This is a genomic window from Pseudomonas bubulae, from assembly GCF_037023725.1.
Classification (GTDB): domain Bacteria; phylum Pseudomonadota; class Gammaproteobacteria; order Pseudomonadales; family Pseudomonadaceae; genus Aquipseudomonas; species Aquipseudomonas bubulae.
The window spans coordinates 1,392,712-1,415,103 of record NZ_CP146077.1 but is presented as its reverse complement, the minus strand read 5'-3'; the positions used below and the strand labels follow the sequence as shown (position 1 = coordinate 1,415,103).

The 22,392-nt window shown below is 52.3% G+C and carries 15 protein-coding genes and 2 pseudogenes; 9 read left to right on the top strand and 8 right to left on the bottom strand.

The window, feature by feature from the left end:
• Positions 1-90 precede the first annotated feature (90 nt).
• Entirely contained in the window at positions 91-1,053 is a 963-nt protein-coding gene (locus V6L81_RS06575; RefSeq protein ID WP_004577240.1) for an IS30-like element ISPpu17 family transposase, read from the top strand.
• Between the two features lie 7 nt (positions 1,054-1,060).
• Positions 1,061-1,534, top strand: a pseudogene (locus tag V6L81_RS06570) (ATP-binding protein); the annotation flags it as partial.
• Positions 1,535-1,676: 142 nt separating this feature from the next.
• Here the strand turns inward: V6L81_RS06570 and V6L81_RS06565 are convergent.
• Positions 1,677-2,588, bottom strand: coding sequence for a cation diffusion facilitator family transporter (locus V6L81_RS06565; protein WP_010655496.1), 912 nt, complete (start codon positions 2,586-2,588; stop codon positions 1,677-1,679).
• Between the two features lie 66 nt (positions 2,589-2,654).
• Positions 2,655-2,783 (bottom strand): annotated as a pseudogene (locus tag V6L81_RS06560) (hypothetical protein); the annotation flags it as partial.
• Between the two features lie 296 nt (positions 2,784-3,079).
• Here V6L81_RS06560 and V6L81_RS06555 point away from each other — a divergent pair.
• The 6 genes from V6L81_RS06555 to V6L81_RS06530 all read left to right on the top strand — a co-directional run bounded on the left by V6L81_RS06555 (position 3,080) and on the right by V6L81_RS06530 (position 13,725).
• Entirely contained in the window at positions 3,080-3,421 is a 342-nt protein-coding gene (locus V6L81_RS06555) for a hypothetical protein (protein WP_029612175.1), read from the top strand.
• 99 nt (positions 3,422-3,520) lie between these two features.
• Positions 3,521-4,777: a TolC family protein gene (locus V6L81_RS06550; RefSeq protein ID WP_010655494.1), complete on the top strand. Its 1,257-nt coding sequence runs from the start codon at positions 3,521-3,523 to the stop codon at positions 4,775-4,777.
• Positions 4,774-6,258 carry an efflux RND transporter periplasmic adaptor subunit gene (locus tag V6L81_RS06545; protein WP_010655493.1) on the top strand — a complete coding sequence of 495 codons (1,485 nt, stop codon included), beginning with the start codon at positions 4,774-4,776 and terminating at the stop codon, positions 6,256-6,258. Before V6L81_RS06550 ends, V6L81_RS06545 begins: the two co-directional genes overlap by 4 nt.
• Positions 6,255-9,392, top strand: a complete 3,138-nt coding sequence (locus V6L81_RS06540; RefSeq protein ID WP_010655492.1) for an efflux RND transporter permease subunit — start codon at positions 6,255-6,257, stop codon at positions 9,390-9,392. Before V6L81_RS06545 ends, V6L81_RS06540 begins: the two co-directional genes overlap by 4 nt.
• Positions 9,393-9,802: 410 nt before the next feature.
• Entirely contained in the window at positions 9,803-11,941 is a 2,139-nt protein-coding gene (locus tag V6L81_RS06535) for an ATP-dependent endonuclease (protein WP_010655491.1), read from the top strand.
• A complete protein-coding gene (locus V6L81_RS06530) occupies positions 11,941-13,725 on the top strand; it encodes a UvrD-helicase domain-containing protein (RefSeq protein ID WP_010655490.1) in 1,785 nt (594 codons plus the stop codon). Before V6L81_RS06535 ends, V6L81_RS06530 begins: the two co-directional genes overlap by 1 nt.
• 97 nt (positions 13,726-13,822) lie before the next feature.
• On the opposite strand, the gene V6L81_RS06525 is transcribed toward V6L81_RS06530, so the two are convergent.
• Both V6L81_RS06525 and V6L81_RS06520 read right to left on the bottom strand, forming a co-directional pair.
• Entirely contained in the window at positions 13,823-15,217 is a 1,395-nt protein-coding gene (locus tag V6L81_RS06525; protein ID WP_010655489.1) for a DEAD/DEAH box helicase, read from the bottom strand.
• Positions 15,214-15,813, bottom strand: coding sequence for a hypothetical protein (locus tag V6L81_RS06520; RefSeq protein WP_029612172.1), 600 nt, complete (start codon positions 15,811-15,813; stop codon positions 15,214-15,216). The genes V6L81_RS06525 and V6L81_RS06520 overlap by 4 nt, the downstream gene beginning before the upstream one ends.
• A gap of 100 nt (positions 15,814-15,913) precedes the next feature.
• Between V6L81_RS06520 and V6L81_RS06515 the strand changes: the two genes are divergently transcribed.
• Complete coding sequence (locus V6L81_RS06515) at positions 15,914-16,129, top strand: helix-turn-helix domain-containing protein (protein ID WP_010655487.1); 216 nt, start codon at positions 15,914-15,916, stop codon at positions 16,127-16,129.
• Positions 16,130-16,359: 230 nt separating this feature from the next.
• On the opposite strand, the gene V6L81_RS06510 is transcribed toward V6L81_RS06515, so the two are convergent.
• From V6L81_RS06510 to V6L81_RS06495, 4 genes are read right to left on the bottom strand one after another with little or no spacing between them, the layout of a single operon-like run.
• Positions 16,360-16,797 carry a hypothetical protein gene (locus V6L81_RS06510; RefSeq protein WP_010655486.1) on the bottom strand — a complete coding sequence of 146 codons (438 nt, stop codon included), beginning with the start codon at positions 16,795-16,797 and terminating at the stop codon, positions 16,360-16,362.
• On the bottom strand, positions 16,794-18,860 hold the full coding sequence (locus tag V6L81_RS06505) for a hypothetical protein (RefSeq protein WP_010655485.1): 2,067 nt from the start codon (positions 18,858-18,860) through the stop codon (positions 16,794-16,796). Before V6L81_RS06505 ends, V6L81_RS06510 begins: the two co-directional genes overlap by 4 nt.
• On the bottom strand, positions 18,857-20,785 hold the full coding sequence (locus V6L81_RS06500) for a hypothetical protein (RefSeq protein WP_010655484.1): 1,929 nt from the start codon (positions 20,783-20,785) through the stop codon (positions 18,857-18,859). Before V6L81_RS06500 ends, V6L81_RS06505 begins: the two co-directional genes overlap by 4 nt.
• The gene (locus tag V6L81_RS06495) at positions 20,778-22,247 is read right to left on the bottom strand and encodes a site-specific integrase (RefSeq protein ID WP_019824165.1); all 1,470 of its coding nucleotides are present in this window, start codon (positions 22,245-22,247) and stop codon (positions 20,778-20,780) included. Before V6L81_RS06495 ends, V6L81_RS06500 begins: the two co-directional genes overlap by 8 nt.
• Positions 22,248-22,392: the final 145 nt, after the last annotated feature.

The window sequence follows — 22,392 nt, the reverse complement described above, 5'->3', positions numbered from 1 at the left end:
TTCATAGAATAAGCGCAACGCTTGAAACGAGAGGCAGAGAGCCAGCCACCGGTAGAATCCAGGCTCTCACACCGAAGGATTCAAGCGCAGATGACTACGCATTACCGGCAGCTGACTCAGGGACAACGTTACCAGATTGAGGCTGGCTTGAGCGCCGCAGAGAGCCAGGCGAGCATTGCAAAGCGGGTCGGCGTGCATCCCTCGACGATCAGTCGCGAGGTTCGCCGCAACAGCACCCAGAATATCTACAAGGCTGTTTCTGCGGCCCATGAAAGTGATGCTCGTCGAGCGGGTGCGCGCAAGTTTTGCAAGCCGGCGACATGGCTCAGCCATCATCTCCCGGTGTGGCTCAAGCATGGCATGAGTCCGGAGCAGATCGCCCAGCGGTTGAAGCAGGAGCAGCCAAGCCGGGCGGTCAGCCATGAGTGGATTTATCGGTTCATTGCCGCCGAACAGCGCGCCGGTGGTGAGCTTTATACCTATCTGCGACATCGCCGAAAGCGCTACCGGAAACGCTATGGAAGCCACGATCGGCGCGGGCAGCTGCGTAATCGCGTGTCAATCAGTGAACGCCCAGCCGAGGTCGAAAGCCGCGAGCGCCTGGGGGACTGGGAGGGCGATACGGTACATGGACTGGGCGGTAACCTGGTGACCCTGGTTGATCGCAAAAGCGGCTATCTGAGCGCCTATCCGGTCAAGCGCAGAACGCGCCGGCAGGTAACGCGGGCGATCAATCTGATGCTTCAGGGCCATGCCGCTCACACGCTGACGCTGGATAACGGAAGGGAGTTTGCCGGGCATGAACGCATCGCGCTACGGAGCCAGTGCCAGGTCTTTTTTGCAGACCCCTATTCATCCTGGCAACGTGGCACCAATGAAAACACCAACGGTCTGCTCCGCCAGTATTTCCCCAAGGGCAGCGACTTCAGCAAGCTGACCGTCGAAGCCGTCAATCGGACAGTAGCGAGGATCAATCTACGCCCGCGCAAGCGCTTGGGCTGGAAGACGCCGTACGAAGTGCATACAGGGGTGAGCGTTGCACTTATGTGTTGAATTCAGGACCTTAGAAGATGAAGCATTTAAGGTGGTCGATCTGTTTTCACTGTCTGCGGAAGAGAAACGTATCACCCTGAATGTTACCGGAAATGGCAAGACCATTGGCGACAGGTTAATGATACAGCGAGCAATATCCAATCTATTGTCCAACGCAATACGCCATTGCCCTGCGGGACAATCTATTTCAATTGTTATTGAAAACTATGCCAAACAGGTATCGCTACTTGTAGGCAACCCTGGAGCAGGAATCGAACCTCAGCATCTGCTGCACTTGTTTGACCGCTTTTATCGAATTGATACAAGTCGCTCGCGTGCTGAGGGTGGCACTGGTCTTGGTTTAGCTATTGTTCGATCGATCATGAGCCTCCACCAGGGAACTGCGGATGTTCAAAGCATGCCTGGCAGCATGACCGTTTTCAGGCTGAGCTTCCCAAACCTCGACGGACAGACCACTTGGCAACAGGCTAGAAAGGTTTAAGGGTAAATTCCCGCAACAAACCTGTGCAACCCTCCCTGCACCACTGGATATGCGCCTGTGGTCAGGTTTTTTAATGTCCGCTGAGTTCTGAGTACATCGCAGCAGCCCCTACTCCGACATGAGATGTTTGCAAGATCCCGCTCTAGTGCTGCATGCCTTCGTTTTCTTCAAGCGTTGCATGAAACTGTAAGTTTTCCAATTGAAGAGTCGTATGGCTGATATGGAATACCTCGCTCATCAGCCGAGTCACCTCAGCCAATATATCTTGCTCAGTTCGGGAGCTACGCAGGATTACAAGGTGAGCACTCATGACATTCTTGCCGCTGGTCAGGGCCCAGATATGCAGGTCATGGATATCCTCAACGCCTTCAACCGCCCTGATGCACGCTTCCACTTCAGCGATATCGATGCCATCCGGAACCCCTTGCAACAGGATGTTCATGCTTTCTTTGAGCAAAACCCAGGTTCTGGGAAGCACCCACAGGCCGATAGCTGCGGCAACGATCGAGTCAACCCAAGTGAATCCGGTAAAACGAATGATCAATGCCGCCCCTATTACGCCCATGGAGCCCAACATGTCGCTCCATACTTCTAGGTACGCGCCTTTTACGTTAAGACTTTCGGCACTGGCAGACATTAGCAACCGCATTGAAACAAGGTTCACAACTAGTCCGATCACTGCGACGATCAGCATCCCTGTCGATTGGATTTCTGTCGGGGCTTTAAACCGCTGATAAGCTTCATACAAGATGTACACCGCCACCATAAACAACAAAATCGCGTTAAAAGCAGCTGCGAGGATCTCAAATCGTGCATAGCCGAATGTCCGTTTTTTATCCGCAGCGCGTTTGGCAATTTGAATAGCTATCAATGAAATAGCCAAGGCAGTGGAATCAGTTAGCATGTGAGCCGCATCGGATAACAACGCCAAGCTGCCTGTCACGAAAGCCCCAATGACCTCCGCGATCATGAAGCTTGTCGTTAACGCCAGAGCGATCCACAATTTTTTCTCGTGTCCTGCACGAGCTTGACCGTGACTATGACCAGCGCTCATATGACTCTCCATGCGGGTGAAAGGATGCGGCAACTACTCAAAAGATCGTCAACGGGTCAATCTTCCTCAAGAAGAGATTTCGGTTTTGGAGAGAGGCAACTGAAAAGCACTTATTTGGACGCGACCTGTGCTCCCCCAAGGCACCCACACTCTAGAAAATAGCAGTACTGCGAATACGCGTATTATTTGTACCCAAACTTCCCGGAATCAGATGTTAGTAGACCGATAGGTCTTTGTCGCGCCAATTTTTCATCTCGGCTTCTGCTTGATTTCTCAGTTGGCTAGCCATTTCATCCATGATTGAGTTCAGATCAACACTATGAATTCAAATATAGGCGGATCGATAGCTCGTCGTCCGCGTCTATTTTCTAAACGTAATGTTGGCTTAATTCCTTGTCGGCTTCATTACCTATATGTCGGAGCTTGGCGACAGGGTGTTAATGACATGAGTCGATTTGTAACGACCATTTGAAGCGACTACACTCCAGCGAATGAAACGCTACGTGCAGTTTTGCATCATCTTCGTGATTAGCTTGGCGCTTCCCCTCAGCGGGATGGCGGGAGTTCAGGCATCGATAGAACCGTGCCCCATGAAGACGATGGGCATGACGATAATGGACGACATGGGCATGGACTGCTGCAACGATATGAAAACCCTGTCCGAGCACGGAAAGCCATGTAAACCGGGACAGGAATGCAAGGCAGGCGGCATATTGCAAGTCTCGACTTTCAAGCCTTCAGTAGCCGTGTTTAGCCCCGTAGTACTTTCCTTCTTTAGTGATTCCTTGCCTGCACAAACCCCGTCCAGGGTGTGGCGACCGCCCCGCGTTTGATTCCTGTCCCATATTGAGCCTCATTCCGCATTGGCGGGATGCAAGAGCTGAGCGCATGTCTTTTGATGCGTGCAGTGGATGATCACAGGAATCCTAAACATGAACTCAAAGTGCTATTGCATAGGCTGGTCCCTCGTGGCCGGTCTGGCGGTAAGCGTTCTGGCATTGCCGAGCTTGGCGGGTGGATTGACGCTTGATGAAGCGTTGCGGCTGGCCGAAAACAATGCACCGTCGCTGACCGCACAAGACGCCAAAATTCAGGCTGCCAGCAGCGCAGCCATTCCAGCGGGGGAGTTGCCTGACCCCAAACTGCTGCTGGGTGTGCAGAACTATCCTGTTGGCGGCCCGGATCGCTGGAGCATCGACCAAGACTTCATGACAATGCAAATGGTTGGAGTCAGGCAAGAAATGCCCAACAGCGACAAGCGCAAGGCGCGCATTGAGGTCGCCGATGCGGCCGTTGAACGCGCCGCGGCGCAGCGGCGGGTCGAACGTCTGAACGTACGCCAATCCACGGCGTTGGCCTGGATCAGTAGCTACTCGGTTGAGCGCAAAGATGCACTGTTCCAGGACTTCTACAAAGAGAACCGCCTGCTGAGCAATACCGTCCTGGCTCAGATTGCCGGTGGCCGGGCTCAACCCGCCGATGCGGTAACACCCAAGCAAGAAGCGGCTCGACTAGCGGAGCAACAGGACGATCTGATTCAGCAGCGAAGGCAGGCCCGAGCTGCCCTCAAGCGTTGGATTGGCCCCGCTGCCAACGACGAGCTTGTGGGCCGCTTGCCTGAATGGTCCGTCGATACCTCCGGTTACTCCCATAACCTGCAGCACCATCCCGAGCTGGCAGCGTTTGCCCCGATGACCCGAGAAGCGCAAGCCAAGGTTCGTGAAGCCGTGTCGGAGAAACAGTCAGACTGGAGCTGGGAGCTGGATTACCAGCACCGTGGCCGAGCGTTTGGGGATATGGTCAGTGTGCAGCTTTCCTGGGATCTGCCGCTGTTTCCTGGCTCTCGCCAAAATCCCAAAATCGCAGCCAAGCAGGCTGAACTCAGCCAGCTTGAGGCCGAGCGTGAAGCCCTGTCACGCGAGCACACTCAGGAACTGGAAAACCAACTGGCTGACTATGAGCGTCTGAATCGTGCGGTGCACCGAAACCAGGACAGTCTGTTGCCTCTGGCCAAGGAAAAGGTCGAACTCAGCATGGCCAGTTATCGTGCCGGAAAAGGCGATTTAAATGCCGTTGTTGCGGCCCGGCGTGAGCTCATCGAAGCGCGTCTCAAACAGATTGAGGTGGAAGAGCAGCGGGCGCTGACCAGTGCGCGCCTGTACTTTGCCTATGGGGAGCCCAGCCAGTGATCCTTAAAAAGTGGAATGGGGCATTGTTGGTAGGCATCTCGCTGACATTGGGTGTTGCCGGTGGTTACTGGTTCGCTCAGCAGCGGATGAACGGAGTATCCAGTACTGCCCAGGAGAGGGGTGTCAGCCCGTCGGGTGAACGCAAGGCTCTGTATTGGTACGACCCCATGTACCCGCAGCAAAAGTTTGATAACCCCGGAAAGTCCCCCTTTATGGACATGCAGTTGGTGCCTCAATACGCCAGCAGCGAAGGGGATCGTGCGGTCGTCAGTATCGATCCAAGCCTGACCCAGAACCTCGGTTTGCGTTTTGCGACGGTCACCCGGGGAGTCTTTGATTCCAGCCTAGATGTGGCAGGTGTCTTGGCGTTCAACGAGCGTGATGTCGCGGTGATTCAGGCCCGTACCGCCGGCTTTGTGGAGCGGGTCTATGCCCTTGCTCCAGGGGATGTGCTCAAAGCCAATGCCGCCCTGGCGGATATTCTGGTGCCGGAATGGGCCGCGGCTCAGACAGAGTTTCTGGCCCTGAGGCGTAACGGGGATGCCGATCTGTTGGTTGCGGCCCGTCAGCGCCTGCGACTCACAGGGATGCCCGCAGCACTGATTACTCAGGTTGAACGTAGCGGTAAGGTTCAACCGTATCTGACCCTGACCAGTCCCATCGCCGGTGTGCTGCAAGAGCTGAACGTACGCGCGGGCATGACCGTGGCGACGGGCGAGACTCTGGCACGGGTCAATGGCTTGAGCAGTATATGGCTAGCCGTGGCTGTTCCAGAATCCGATGCCGGGGCCATCACTGTGGGGCAGGCGGTCGAAGCGCGTCTGCCAGCCTTCCCGGGGACAACGTTCAGAGGCAAGGTCAGCGCGATTTTGCCCGAGACCAATCCGGACAGCCGCACTCTTCGGGTGCGGGTGGAACTACCCAACCCGGACGAGCACCTCAGGCCCGGTTTGACGGCGCAGGTGCGCCTGAGTCATTCGACCGGGGAAAGTGTGTTGTGGGTGCCGAGTGAAGCAGTCATTCGCACTGGCCGACGCGCCCTGGTGATGCTCGCTGAAGACGCCGGTCGCTATCGCCCGGTGGAGGTGCAACTCGGGCAGGAAAGCGATGGCAAGACGGCGATTGTGAAAGGTCTGACAGAAGGACAGAAAGTGGTTACGTCTGGCCAGTTCCTGCTCGACTCGGAAGCCAGTCTTAAAGGCATTGTTGCCAGCGCTGAGGAAGATTCACCACTCGGCGCAACAGCCTCCAGTTTTCATGAGGCCGATGGGCAGATTGTTGAGATCAACGACAAAGACGTGACGCTCGCCCATGGTCCTTTCAAGACGCTGGGCATGCCCGGCATGACGATGACTTTTCCTCTCGCCAGTCCGGCGCTGATGCAGGGCCTCAAGGCGGGGGACAAGGTTCGGATCGCGGTGAGCCAAACTGACGATGGTTTGCGTGTCGAGCGCCTGGACAAATCGGGGAGCCAGCCATGATTGCTGCACTGATTCGTTGGTCGGTGGCCAACCGGTTTCTGGTGCTACTGGCTACGCTGTTCGTCACTGCTTGGGGCATCTGGTCGGTACAGAGCACACCGATCGATGCGTTGCCGGATCTCTCAGATGTGCAAGTGATCATCCGCACCCCTTATCCGGGACAAGCGCCGCAGATTGTCGAGAACCAGGTGACCTATCCGCTGGCCACCACCATGCTCTCAGTGCCGGGAGCCAAGACGGTACGTGGTTATTCCTTCTTCGGTGACAGCTTCGTTTACGTGCTGTTCGAAGACGGCACGGACTTGTACTGGGCCCGCTCGCGAGTGCTGGAGTACCTGAGTCAGATACAAAACCGATTGCCGGCCAGTGCAAAACCTGCGTTGGGGCCGGATGCAACGGGAGTGGGCTGGATCTATCAGTACGCACTGGTGGATCGCACGGGTGGGCACGACTTGGCACAGCTGCGCGCACTTCAGGACTGGTTCCTCAAGTTCGAACTCAAGACCCTGCCCAATGTTGCTGAAGTGGCTACGGTGGGAGGCATGGTCAAGCAGTACCAGGTGCAGCTTGACCCGCTCAAGTTGGCCAGTCTGGGCATCACACAGGCGGAGGTGACCGAGGCTATCGGCAAGGCCAACCAGGAGACGGGCGGCGCCGTGATGGAGATGGCCGAGACTGAGTACATGGTGCGAGCTTCCGGCTACCTGAAGACGCTCAATGACTTTCGGGCCATCCCGCTAAAACTGGGGGCGGCCGGAGTGCCGGTCACCCTTGGCGATGTCGCCACCATCCAATTGGGCCCGGAAATGCGACGTGGCATCACCGAACTCGACGGCGAAGGCGAGACCGTTGGTGGTGTGGTGATTTTGCGCAACGGCAAGAACGCCCGCGAGACCATTGCGGCGGTCAAGACCAAACTCGACGAACTGAAATCCAGTTTGCCGGCCGGCGTTGAAATCGTCACCACCTACGACCGCAGCAAGCTGATCGATCGCGCGGTGGAAAATCTCAGCCACAAGCTCATCGAAGAGTTCATCGTCGTCGCGCTGGTCTGCGGGATCTTCCTCTGGCACTTGCGCTCATCCCTAGTGGCGATCATTTCGCTGCCGGTGGGCGTGTTGATTGCCTTCATCGTCATGCGCTACCAAGGCATCAACGCCAACATCATGTCCTTGGGCGGGATTGCCATCGCCATCGGCGCTATGGTCGATGCCGCCGTGGTGATGATCGAGAACGCCCACAAGAAGATAGAGGCTTGGCACGCTGCCAACCCTGGGGAGGAACTGAACGGCGAGCGTCATTGGCACGTGATGACCGAAGCGGCTGCGGAGGTAGGCCCGGCACTGTTCTTCTGCTTGTTGATCATCACCCTGTCGTTCATTCCGGTATTTACCCTTGAGGCCCAGGAAGGGCGGCTGTTCGGCCCGTTGGCTTTCACCAAGACCTACGCCATGGCGGCAGCGGCGGGACTGTCAGTGACGTTGGTGCCAGTGCTGATGGGTTACTGGATTCGAGGTCGAATTCCCAATGAACAACAGAACCCGTTGAACCGGTGGTTGATTCGACTCTATCAGCCAGCCCTGGATGCAGTACTGCGTCGTCCCAAGGTCACGCTACTGGTGGCGCTCTTGGTATTTTGCAGTGCGCTATGGCCAATGTCTCGCCTGGGGGGCGAGTTTCTGCCACCGCTGGACGAAGGCGATCTGCTCTACATGCCTTCTGCACTTCCGGGGTTATCGGCACACAAAGCCGCGCAGCTGCTGCAGCAAACCGACCGTCTGATCAAAACCGTGCCTGAAGTCGAACACGTTTTCGGTAAAGCAGGGCGTGCCGAAACCGCAACCGATCCGGCTCCCCTGGAGATGTTTGAAACCACCATTCAATTCAAACCACGCGAGCAATGGCGTCAAGGTATGACACCGGAAAAACTGGTGGAAGAATTGGATCGAGTGGTGCGAGTTCCGGGGCTGACCAATATCTGGATACCGCCAATTCGCAACCGTATCGACATGCTGGCTACGGGGATCAAGAGCCCCATCGGGGTGAAGGTTGCCGGCACCAATCTGATGGAAATTGATACGGTCACTCAGGCGGTCGAGCGCGTGGCCAAGGGGGTGCCTGGTGTCAGCTCGGCTCTGGCGGAGCGACTGACCGGTGGCCGATATATCGATGTGGATATCGATCGCAAGGCCGCCGCCCGCTACGGCCTGAATATCGCCGATGTGCAATCCATCGTGGCCGGTGCTATCGGTGGAGAGAACGTTGGGGAGGCCATTGAGGGGTTGGCACGGTTTCCAATCAACGTGCGTTACCCACGGGAGTGGCGTGACTCGCTCGGTGCTTTGGAGCAATTACCTATCTACACCCCGTTAGGCAGCCAGATCACCCTGGGTACTGTGGCGAAGATTAAGGTCAGCGACGGCCCGCCGATGCTCAAGAGCGAAAATGCTCGGCCTTCGGGCTGGGTTTATATCGACGTGCGGGGCCGGGACATTGCCTCAGTCGTCGCCGATCTGCGCCGGGTCGTCAGTGAACAGGTCAAGTTGCAGCCAGGTATGAGCCTGAGCTACTCGGGGCAGTTCGAATTTCTCGAAAGGGCCAACGCCCGACTAAAACTAGTTGTGCCTGCCACGTTGTTGATCATTTTCGTGCTGCTCTACATGACTTTCGCCCGCTTCGATGAGGCCTTTTTGGTCATGGCCACTCTGCCATTCGCCCTCACGGGCGGGGCATGGTTCCTCTATCTATTGGGGTACAACCTGTCGGTCGCAACCGGGGTCGGCTTTATCGCGCTGGCCGGAATTTCGGCCGAATTCGGTGTGATCATGCTGCTCTACCTCAAGAACGCTTGGGTCGAACGTGTAGACCTCGGCGACAACACGGAAGTTGGGCTGGTGGCGGCGATCCGTGAAGGAGCTGTACAGCGCGTTCGCCCCAAGGCCATGACCGTGTCCGTCATCATTGCCGGCCTGTTGCCCATTCTGTTGGGCAGCGGAACCGGTAGTGAAGTGATGAGTCGCATCGCCGCGCCAATGGTCGGCGGGATGGTCACTGCTCCCTTGCTTTCCCTGTTTGTCATACCGGCAGCCTACAGCTTAATGCGCCGTCGGAACCTCTCGGGTTGTACCCACTAAGCCTTAAGGAAAAAACCTTATGAAACTGCCCCTGATAATGCCCCCATTTTTGATACTCGCCTGAAATAGAGATCAAGCTACTAGGGCCAACTTCTGTTAGGGGGGGAATGCCTCCGAGGGCCATGTTCGATCGCTCGTGATTGTATGTCCAAATCCAAACTGGCGATCTGTACTCCAGCACTCGACCGGGGCTCGAAAGAAGAGTTCTAAAACTCGTGAGTCTTGCATCACATTTGCCTCGTTAACATCTGAGGTTGAGCCATGAGATCAAGCTATTGCGGAACAGCGCAATCCCTGCGCCTGTTGGTGGGCGCCTGTGAGCGGTTTCTGTGGGAATACGATGCTCCCTCACGCTACCATCGTTCACAAACAGACAAGACTGTTCATGAGCGTTGGCGCTCTGGAGAATTATGCACATTTCCAAAATGACTTTGGTGAACTACCGAAACTTCAGCAACACAACGCTAAAGTTTCAGCGGGGCGTCAACACCATCATCGGCGAAAATGGCTCAGGTAAGTCCAATATCCTGCGCGCAATCCGTCTACTATTGGATGACACCATGGTGCGTGCAGCCTATCGACTGGAGGAGTCCGACTTCTGCCGATCGCTCGGTGAATGGCGAGGTCACTGGATCATTATCAGTGTTGAGTTTGAACAGATCAGCGCCGACGAAGCCGTTCAGGCGCTATTTCTTCACGGCACCGCTGCGCTAGAAGAAGGACCGCTAGCGAAGGCAACCTATAACCTCATCTTCCGTCCGAAAAAGGAGATCCGGCTCAAGCTGGCTGCTCTAGATATTTTTGATGATGAGGTGCTCGCGGAAATACGCAGTACCATCACGATCGATGACTACGAAACTGTGTTCACGGGAAGAAGCAGCGCCGACTTCAGCGACCCTTCCGTCTACCAGTCGATTGTGGGTAATTTCGAAACGTGTACTTTCAGTGCTGAAACTGAATTCCCTCAGATCGGGGCTAAAGTACCTGGATTCCTCTCGGTTACGAAAGAAGTGTCACTGACCTTCATACAAGCCCTCCGGGACGTCGTTGCCGAGTTTCACAACAACCGAACGAACCCGTTGTTTGCGCTACTCAAGAGTAAGAGTGGGGAGATAGATCCAGTGTCGATGCTTCCTATAACCCAAATGGTCAGAGACCTGAATGCCTCTATCGAAGGACTCGAAGATGTGCAGTCGGTTCGTAACCACATTCGCGAAACGATCAAAGATGCGGCCGGAGAAACCTACTCGCCTGCTTCGCTTTCGATTAAATCTGACCTACCAGATGAGGCAGAAAAATTATTTCAGTCCCTGCGCCTTTTTGTAGGCGAGGCCGATGATGGGTATGAGGGTGGTATTCACGAGCTGAGCTTGGGCGGAGCAAACCTCATCTACCTGACGCTGAAGCTTCTTGAGTTCAAGTATCAGCGTGAGAAGCTTGCCATTGCCAACTTTCTACTGATCGAGGAGCCCGAAGCGCACATTCACACCCATATCCAGAAGACTCTGTTCGACCGTATTTCCTACAGCGATGCCCAGATTATCTACACAACGCATTCGACCCACATCTCCGAAGTGAGCAATGTCACTAACGTCAACATTCTGGGGCGGCAAGGCTCATATTGCGAGGCTTACCAACCCGCTACGGGGCTTGAGCCATCAGAGGTGAGAAGCATCCAGAGATATCTGGATGCTGTCCGCAGTAATTTGCTCTTCGCTAAAAGCGTACTACTCGTTGAAGGCGATGCGGAGGAGATACTGATCCCGATATTGGTGAAAAAGGTGCTTGGGCTGAGCGTTGATGAGTTGGGTATTAGTGTCATCAACATACGCAGCACGGGGTTCAAAAACGTCGCAGTCCTTTTTCACGACCTCCGAATCCGCAAGCGCTGTGCGATAGTTACTGACCTTGATACCACCTTCTTTGATGTGACGCCGCAGCCCACTGATCATGAGTTTCTGGCAAGCAAGAAACGCAAGGCGATAGGTTCCCAAAAAGCTGGCGTCGAACGCAAGGTTGGTCTCGATGCCTTTGTCGCTGGAAACCCTTGGATCTCGGCCTTCTATGCACCACACACCTTTGAAGTTGACCTCGTATCAGCGGGCAACGAAGAGGCGTTCGCTCGAGCAGCGAGCAAGGTCTATATAGCGCCGCACACTATCAAAGAGGCGGTGGAAGCCCTTCGATCGGGTCAACCTCACCTAGTAGGTTTTCGTGCGCTGTTGATGGCTGAGTATGAGGGGAAAGGCTGGTTTGCAATCATGCTCGCCGAAGAGCTGGACCATCAGGTAGCGATCCCTCCCTACATCTTGCAGGCCCTTCAATTCGCGCATGGGCACATGTCCCCTCTGCTGCTCGCCAGAATCCTACAGTATCGAGTTGCCCGCCAAATCCATGCCGATCCTTCAGCACAGCCACGACTAACACTCCTGAGGGGTGAGGTTGAGCGTTTCCAACGCGGCGAAATCGATCTGGTTTTCCTAAAAGCTGCTGTCGCCCTCGCGCTACCAGGCGATGCCATTAATTCGTTCATGGTTGGCATTGCCTGATGTTCGCCTGGGATTCCCGTGAATTGAACGCCGAGCAGTCTGCCGCAATCGAGGAGCCTTCGAGCGTATTCCTCATCGCATGCCCTGGGAGCGGAAAAACGCGGACGTTGACCTATAAGATCGCTTATGAGCTTTCGCGGGCCACGGACAAGCGGATTGTCGTGGCGATTACTTATACGCACCGCGCAGCAGATGAAATTCAGGAGCGCATTGAAGGTCTCGGTGTTGACACGTCAAAGCTGTGGATCGGGACCATTCACTCATTTTGCCTCGAGTGGATCATTAAGCCATATGGCATCTACCTTCCAGAGCTTTCCCGCGGCTATCGAGTCCTAGACAGACACGACCGCGAACTCATGCTCGATAGGCTATGCGCGCCCTACCCAAAGATCACGCACTGGGATTGCGATTATTACTTCAGCAAAACGGGCTATCACCTAGGATGCAAAGATGCTTGGAAGCATGAAACGCTACATAAAATTCTTGGTGAGTATTTTCGCGAGCTCGGCGAAGCGCGTCAGATCGATTTCGAGCTGATCCTTTGGTATGCGCAGGTCCTGATGAGTGATCAAAAGCATATTGCATCAATTCTCGCTTCGGTCTTCTCATATGTTCTGGTAGACGAGTATCAGGACACGAAACAAATTCAATATGGCCTTCTTACCGCTATTTTGCGTGCCGGAGCGGGGCGAACGAAGACCTTCATCGTAGGCGATCCAAACCAAGCTATCTACGGCTCGCTTGGTGGCTACGCAGTTCCGGTGGCTGATTTTCGTGCCGAAGCTGGAATCCCGATAAGAGAAATGGCGCTTACCCGGAATTACCGTTCGAGTAATAGGATCATTTCCCACTTCTCGAATTTCAGCGTTTATCCGACATCAATCGAGAGCGCGGGATCGGATGCGTCGTTTCCAAGCAAGGTTTCGTACAACCAGCACGTAACACTCACCAATTTGCATGACGAGCTAGTACGACTGATCCAAGCAAGCCTTGCTGCCGGGCATCCTCCTGAGGAGATCTGCGTGCTCGCCCCATGGTGGATTTTATTGGCATCGACGACGCGGCATCTAGTAAGGATGCTTCCGGATCAGCAGTTTGACGGCCCTGGTCTAGTCCCCTTTAGTAACGATATAGACAACTTCTGGTTCAAGGTTTCGAAAATCATCCTGACTGAGTCATCGCCGAAGATGCTTGTTCGTCGCATGCGATGGGCCAGAGATGTGATCAGCGACCTGGGTGATTTGGGCGTTGATACATCGCGCCTGACACAGCGGCTCCTATTGAGGGAATGCAACTCAATTTCAATCTCCGAAATGGATGGGATTGCCTACCTTGACCAAGCCTTCACCGCGCTGCTTGAACGACTCGGGGTAGCCCTTCATAGCTTCCCCGCATTAATGGAGCACCGCGATGCGTTCTTTCGCAGCTCACTATCTCGGATCGACAGGCTCCAAAAGGACGGGGCCCCGTACATCAACGATATCTCTTTCTTCAGGAAGGTATTTCGCGAGCGGACTGGTATCACCGTTTCGACGATCCACGGGGTAAAAGGTGCCGAGTACGATGTGGTCATCGCGTTCGGCCTTCTTCAGGGGATGGTGCCTCATTTCACCGAGGCAGCAAGCCTGGATGCCGCGAACAAGCTCCTCTACGTCGTAGGTTCCCGTGCCCGCAAGAATCTACATTTGATTTCTGAGAGCGGACGCCCCCAAGGGCACTATGGGCACTATGCGGCTACAGAGGCACTGTTCACATGTGTCTTTGACTACGACGCAGCCGAGTAGAATCCAGCCTAGGGGGGAGGCCCATCGAAAATACGCCTCGCCCCGGCACATTGCTGTGCCAAAAGACTAGATTGGTAAGGCATGGTGGCCCCTTGCGTTAGCAAACTCGAAGCAGTTGTGTCCGGTAATGCTGAGAGAAGTTGAGCTCGTAGGTTCGGCCAACATCGTAGCTATAGATCTCATCCGGCAACTGTTGGCTTTCGCGCTCAAAGCACTCGCCTTGGAACGGCGTCACAGGGTGACAGTTGTACTGGTCAGCCGAGTTCTCAACTGGGCTAGCGGCGACCTCCTCTGAGACACCCTGAAGATAGTTCAGCACCGCGACGTCGCGGGGAAGATCGTCTGCAACCCGCTCAGAAAACTGCTGCAGCGAAGGCTCGGCCAAGACGTACAGCCAGGCCTCTGTGTCATTACTAGCGGAACGACGCAGAATCCGGCCCAAGACCTGTCTGTAATAAAGCTCAGTCCTGATCCTGCTTAGGTGACAGCACACTTGAAGCCTCGGAATGTCAGTACCCTCACTAATCATTCCAACAGCCACAATCCACGGCCGATTGCTGTGCCTGAAATCGTTGATCACTCGCTGAGCATTTGGGGTTTTATTTGTGACTACATCGCAGCTCTCACCTTCAAGTCGGAGCATCGCTGCGACTTGGTGAGCGTGTTCGATATTTGTTGCCACCACAAGCCCGCCAGCGTCCGGTTTCACGTTACGAATTTCCTTGAGCTTCCGGCACCCTAATAGCAAAAGCTGTCTCAGGACATCTTCGTGGAACAGCAGGCTTTCATAGGTAACTGGCGAGTCTGTAAGCAAGCTAGCGATGTTGGGGAAAACAGTAACCGTATTATCACTCTCAATGGCCTCTGTGAGTCTGACCATTGTATTGTCCAAAATAACTATTCGCGGTGATCGGCATACCTCGTCCGAGATCGCCTCTTCAAGACCGTAACGGTAGTCACAAATAAGGTTGCCTTCTGGAGTCGAGTAGCGCGCCAGGACTATCGCCTTTTGGTCGGACCTCCAAGGCGTGCCAGAAAGCGCTAGCGTGTACGCAGCCCTGTCCTGGACGCGCTGAATTATACGCTGCCCCCAAGCATTGCTTAAGAGTGCATCGTGGCCAGCGCAATGATGAATTTCGTCAAACACAGCGAACACACGATAATCATCGAACAGCTTCCAAAAGGTCTCATCCCGGTATTCCATCCCTTGGTAGGTGCACACAGCGCCGACGGCGCCAATCAGCCCATCGAGTCGTCTCGACAGCACATCAGAAAAAGTACGCCGGAAGCCTTCAACCACTTGGCGTGATGGAGCAAAACACAAAACCAGGTCAATTCTGCCCTGATCCAGCAGCGCTTTTGCAAGTTCAGCCGCCATCCTGGTCTTACCGGCCCCGGGAGTGGCCTGACAGAAAAAATGGGGCGTCTCAAGGTATTGAGCCAACGCCGTGTTTTTGCATTGATCCTGCCATGTGCGAAGTCCCATGCTCATACCGCGGTCACAGCCTTGAGTGTCGTCTCTAGCGCGCGGAGATGACCCAACAGGCGGGAGCAGCGGTCTCGAACCTCGTAATAAGCGTTTTCAAGAAGCCCTTTCAAATGGGGGATTTCCTCAAAGAGCTGCTTGTAACGTTCTGTTTCTCCCATTGAGGAAAGAAGGTCTAGGCGAGTCTCCTTCAGCATTTCCTCTAAGCGGCTATGGGCTACCGCCGGATCAGCGATTGGCAAAATTGGATCTGATGGATCAATTGTATTGTCACTTGCGTGATGCCCCCCCACAACTGGGTCTGAGATGTCTGCACATCGGAAGCGAGATGCAACCAGCATGAGGTCTATGCCAGGAGGCTTGCTTAAGACTTGATAGACTTGGCCACGCTTACGAAGCATAGGCGCCTTGGCCACCCATCCGGCACGCACCAGCCGCCGGATCTGCTCATACACGTAGATCCGAACTGCAGCGAGTTTCGGGCTTCCTTCCATAGTCAGCACGTAGGCATCCCGGAGCTGCCGGATCGTGAAACTTTGATGGTGTTCATGGCAGAGGAGGTCATACAGCTGCCTGTCAAACTCGAATGAATCATGTTTCATGCAGGGAACCAAGCTTTCGCAGACAAAATACGGATTATAGTCCGTGGCTGATTCGTCCGTAAACGCCCGATAGTCCTGCCTCGAGTGAATTGAGGCAGCTATGAGCGATTTGGCGAAGGCGTTAGGGAAAAAAGTGAGGGAAGCAAGGAAGGCAAAAGGCATATCCCAAGATGGGCTTGCACTTGTATGCAAAGTTGATCGCAGCTATATGGGCCGGATTGAGCGGGGCGAGGCAAACATTACGGTAGAGAAGCTCTATCAGATTGCGGAGAGTCTAGGGTGTGATCCCAGATGCTTGTTACCTGACAGCCGATAACATGGGACCGGCACACCTCTTAGATACGCCATCGAGCAAATCTGGCAATCTATCCCAGGTGGAAATCGCTGAAATTTTGAACTACCATAATAGATAAAGATGAGGATACAACGGCGATTAATCACGACATCGATCATTTATCCTTACTACTCTATTATCAGATACCTAGTAAAAATGGCCAGAGGCTAAGAAAAGCGCGTTACTAATCTCAACCCCAGCCAACTTGAACATCAGCGATTGGTAGTACCTCTTTTAGGACCTCCCAGCGCCACGATTCGGCCGGACTTGGATTGCTCTAATACCCTCATACGCTCCCAAAGTTTAAGATTTTGAGCCAGAGCCCGATCACGCTGATACGAGGTTTCAATAAGCTGCTGCTCAAGATTCTGTACCTTTTTTTTCAATGACTGCAGCGTACTCTCACTTGATGACGTTTTAGTTTTAGACGCACTCATGCGTAAAGCATCAATTCTCGCCAGTAGCGGAAGATGAGCGGCGCGTGAGCGCTTAAGATATCCTCTATCATACCCCGCCTCTTCGCTAACTATACTTGCCGTAAGCTTACTTAAAGACAACCCTACAAATCTGGATTTTACGGGTTGCGCCGCAATCAATCGATCCAACGCCTCAAAACAAAGTAATAAACCGCTTTGGGGTTCTTTACTCATACTAGTTCTACCCCAACCCGCTCAGTGGTCTTTAGACGCAAAAAGTCGGATAGTCTTTCAATTTCTTTCTCTACTATCTGCCGCTCGCCAGAAGCCTGTGGATACATCAACAATTCGGAACGACTATCCGATATCACGACTTCAATCCTTTCTAACTTTATCACCGCACTCTCGCACGTTAGGCAACTCAAAAAATCGCCGAGCAAAAAAGAATTGCAGCGACCAAACTTAGTGCATCCACCCAAGAGCGTCTCGCGAAAGCTTATGTCACCGTTCTTGACTCTGCGCTGAGTATCCGCTCGAAGTTCCTCTACACTAATTTCACCACTGAGAACTCTTCCACGCTGCTTTTCCACATAAGTTCCGACTCCGCCAAACTGAGGGGCATCAGAATGCAGAAGGTCTGCGATTAATTGATTAGCAACTGACATTGGTATAGCCATCTGATAATCATATGCAATGTGGTTTTTCGGCAAGACAAACTCTCCTCTACCTTGATCATAGTACCCGAACATCGTGCGCAACTTATTAAACCCGTTAGCGTAATATCGGGCCATTGCTAAAGACAAATGTTTAAACTGAGATCTGAGCGTTGGAAGAGAGACGAAGCCGCTACTACTGCCATAAAACGCTAGCGAGCGTCTATATTGATGTCCAGTCAGCGGCCATGGCTGACCAACTTGGTAAGCAGGTTCATTCCAAAAGTCACGAGACTGATCGGTTAATGAGAGCTCAGCTAAATCCTCAGCGGTAATAAGCATCGAAGAGAAGCCAGCAAGCTGGGTCTTTTCTGATACAAAGTTAGCAACTGCTACTTTTTTCGCCCCTCTTATAAATCCGATCACCGAAGGACTAAGAAACAGTGGGCATTCATCACCAACGTCTATTCCATATAAGGTCGCCAACCCTCTGCAAATGGCCTGTGCGCCTTCCACAGCCCTTGTGACTTCCTTGGGGGCAAGCCACCTTCCTTCCATTTTATATCCAGAATACTTGGTCGTCGTAGACAGTACGCTCACGCATTGCCCAAGATCGGTACTGATACGCTTCGGGTCTTGAAACGGAGTACGATACGATACCTCACTTATACAATTATATGACATGCGCATGACTTCCTGCTCCCGCATGCCGGTATACAACTGGATTACAGTTTTCATAACATACTGAAGTTTCAAAATGATTCTTTGAAATACCAACCGAGATTGACACTCAAATTCCCCCTTGAACAAATCGTGCAAACCATGCTCCTTGATAGCCATGTGCAAATCTGGACGATAGTGTCTTTTCCCACCTAAGCCCCTTGATTTCTGTGTACCTCTCCCAATGCCGTAATGTTCATCGGAGAATTTACAAATCAATGTATCGAGCTCTTTAATATTCGGATAAATCTGATCGAGCAAAGCGCCGGTAACGTTTATAATCTGAAGGTAAAATCTTGTGGGAATAACGGGGTGTTGTTTATTCTTCGGCCGGACGATTTTAAGAGCTTGAGGATTAACAACTTCATAACCCAGATGCCGCGCCCCGACACCTATCATTTGACTTAGAAATGCAGATGTAACTTTGTGATAGGACGGGTTCAATTCGCGCAAGAATGCAGCAAGATAAACTGGAATAGTAAACAACTCGCCCAGTGTGATAATCCCTACCATGGGTTTAGCGCGCTGAGCATAGCAAAACCGCAGCGCTCCCCGCAGCACATGCACCCAATACAAACCAAGAGTAGTAGCGCTCAAAGCCCCGGTCCGTCCACCTCCGCCGTAATAAATCAATGAGTACATTATATATTTCGCCTCATCTATTAAGCGCAATTCGTGTTCGCCTTCGCCCTTGAAAACCTTGGCAAAATTTACCTTGCATATATGAACCGCCGACAGCCTGTACGGATTAAAATCCCAAATATTATTTCCATAAACGGCGGTGGCCAGGCCGTCACCATCTCGACATAAAACAAAACAATTACTTGGTGCCTTACCGCTTGCGCATGCAACATCAGGCTTGTTCTTCATATCCAAGCCTTTGGCTGCGTATAATATGCCCGAGGATGAAAACTTCTTATTCAAAAAACAACTCCTAGCCTTTCAAAGCGACTCAAGCGCGTTTCCCAAAAAGGGGTTAATACACCATAGACATGCACAGTAGTTCTTACTTTTTCAACAATCTTCGCAACCGAATCGCCGCGTTCCGCAAGAGCGTTAAGGATATAATCAATCCTTGCAGACAAATCCGAGTATAGTAATTCAGCATGCTCCATATCTGGCGCAGAACGACGTACAGCATTTACTACGTACTGCAAACTCATCAATTTATTTATGTCAGTCTCATCTGAGTGACACACATAGTGAACACAAAACAAGCATCCGTGCTGGGTTTGGCAGTCCGGTAGTATGGAAATACTCGACGCAAATTGAGGTGCTGGCGAAGCAGCGCCGAATTGTTCGCATTGGCCGCTGGCGATAGGTATCAGCTGATCCGCCTTCTCGGATTGTTCTTTAATTGATGCAGCAGCCGTTTGAACAGCCTCCCAGTATTTGGAAAGCTCTGACTTTTGATGCTCGAGGGTACCTCCAGAATACCGACCTAGGTTCATAGTCTCTGTATGATTCAGAGAATTCGCTACTGTAGATACGGAAAACCCCCCCATATGCTGGGTGACGCTCTTATGTCTTCGCATCTCCCTCACTGTAAGGATTGGAATACTAGGATCTATAAACCCCGCATGAAGGGTACGATAGAACGTCTGTAGCGCATCGCTAGTTGGAAAATCCCTCAAAGCGTCAAGCTCTTTGTAGGATGGATTACGCAGTTCAGAGACCGTAAAAAAAAGCTTATCGTAGCTCCGACCGTCTAGCAACCACTCCCGCAATTTGAGATAGTCCTGGAGAATAGACAGCCCATTTTTTCTACCAACATTATAATTTGTAACTTTCCCACCTGCCCTAAACTTCACCGCCGACAATTCTTTTTTTAACGGCGATTTATTAACTTGCAGGGCATCCGCGTATAAAAACTGAGAAAATTCCGTAGGGGTAGCCCCGGTAATTAAGAGCAGAAGGCACGCATACGCCTTGACTGCCAAGGATGCAATGCGAAGACGCTGCCGAGATCGTTCATCGCGGTTATTTCTGCTCAAGGTTTTTTGAGCATCCATTATGCCGTGCTTAAGGATCCTGTCTTTTACTTCAATGTTTTTCTCAAGCAATTTAGCCTTATATTCATCGAGCGTAGCGATACGCCGCTCCGCGGCATTATAAACGTCTATAGGAGGTCTATACGGGCTCGAAACGCCTACTACAGAGTGAAAAACAACCACTTCATAATCGCGAATATTTACCACGCATGGGAAAGGTCGTTTGTTCAACACGAACTCACTGCATTGTCGAGCCAGAGCGAGACATACATCTCTATAAAAGTGGATATGATCGTCACTAGGAGCAACAGGTTGTGTCACTCCCGAAATTTTTGTGACTCCCGATACGACATGTCGGTAGGTCTGGGGAAATGCTGCTTTAATAACGGAACAAGCACCTTCTTGGTAATGTGCAGCAGTACGCGGCTTAAGCCCACCAGTATGAAGCCTATGTATAAGGTGAGCCGTGTATCCAACATACGCTCTTTGCGCTTCCTCCTCGCTTTCGAACAGCCTCACAAAGCCTTCTCTATTCAGCCATCGAATGAATAGCCGTATGCGTACGAAGTTTTGGAGCACGCTTTCTTCACGAAGAGTAAACAAGCTCTGTATGATTGCAAGAATGAGTTCCCGGCGAGATTCAACAAAAGATGAAAGAACAACATACTCGCCACGATCCTCGTGCACATTCAAATCTGCCCGAGTATCAGCATACGCAAAACTTCCAAAATCTAAGCCTTTTTTCTTGACCGACCTTGTCAATCTAACTAGAAGCCTCTCAGGCTCAGAAAAATCTTCCAGAAACGCTGACGGTGGGATGTGAATTAAGTCTGCACGCTGCACGTAATCCTCATGCATTGGACAGGCCTCCGCCTGATATTTCGTACGCACCTTCAAACAACCTATACTCCCAAAACTCCTGTACGAGCACTTTCTCATGCGTCATTGTAAAGAGCTTTAAGTAGTTCTCCGTAGTCTCTCTTGCCTCATGATGCATTCTGGATTGTATGAAATCGATGATATCCCCCGACGGCAACAACTCTTTAGATACGAGAGCTTTCAGCCTTTGATATAAAATATAGGCGTATGTTGCTCTCAGCCAGTGGCAGGTAAAATCGCAAGGAAAGTTTTTAATATCAAGACGTCTTATTTTGCGTCGAATCGTATCTGCGACCTGCCCGGACTGAGGCGATTTCACTAGGGTATACCGGGGATCATCCTTAGCCATGTAATAGCTATTACCCTGATCAGATAAAAATACGTACATTTCATCGCCTGTCATTTGCACCTGTGGAAATTCTTTTGCCAACTTTGCTTGAAATTTTTTCTGTCGGGCAAGCATCAACGGGCTAGCAATTAACCTGCATAATTCTTCGGCGAGCGGCCTAGGAAAATAGAGGTCTTGCAGCTTGTTATTTTTCGTGTCGATTCCGGTTCCTGGCCCGGCAAAAAGTTTATAAGTATTATCTTTTTGCAGAAATTCAGGGCGAAATCTTTTCAGGTGCCGAAGCCGCAATGTCAAAACTGTTTGTTTTCTTGCCCCAGTAAGAAGAGAAACATGCACAATAAGCCGCTCTACAGCAGACCAAACTTCACCATCACTCAGAGATAGCATCAAGACCTGAAGTTCAGAATTATGCAGAGGCCGCAAATCCTCGCCATCCTCTCTTATGTATCCAATTTGCGGCATCGCCCTGCGTGGCACCTTTTTTGTCTGCCCTCTTTTCCTTACCTCGAATGACTTGGTACCTGTTGACGTCTCCACCATCATTTTGACGTACTTGACCGTATCAACCTTATTCATATCTAATGGATGCCAGTTCTCGCTGACATATTGATAAAAACCGTATACCGCCCCGGTATATTGATTGATTACAGAATTACTTCTCTTACCTTCCGTTATCAGCCTATGAAAGTAACGGGTAGTTGGGTGCATGGACATCCTAGTACCCGAGAAGTCGAGCCATTCTTGTTCATTGTCTTCGCAAAACCTCAAATAATCTAACAACTTACTTGCTAGCTTTCTTATCCCATCGGTGCGGCTAACCCTAACTGGGCTATCACGAATCACACTCAGCACGTATGAGTTTGCCTCATGCCAAGGGTCTCCGTTGGCATGAAACAAAAATGGAAGGTGGTATAGCTCTGAATTTCCCGGTTCGCAGATCGAGTTGAACTCATAAACGACAAGTGATTGGTCTGCGGTCAGAGGCTCCGCGCGGGCGCCAGCGGCTTCAAGCGTTGACACGTTTGAAAAGGGATCGGAAATACGCGCAATCGTGGTCAGGCGACTTCGATGAGAGGGGTTGCTGTATGGCATAGCTCACCTGTGGATGTTGGAAAATCCACCTTAGCGAGTACGCGTTTTCGATTCACCTCAACTCAGTGCAGTTACTTCCTCGTCCAGAGCTCAAGCAACCTGGGACAGTGAACGCGTCGTAGTCAACGCTGCTCGTTATGTGGAA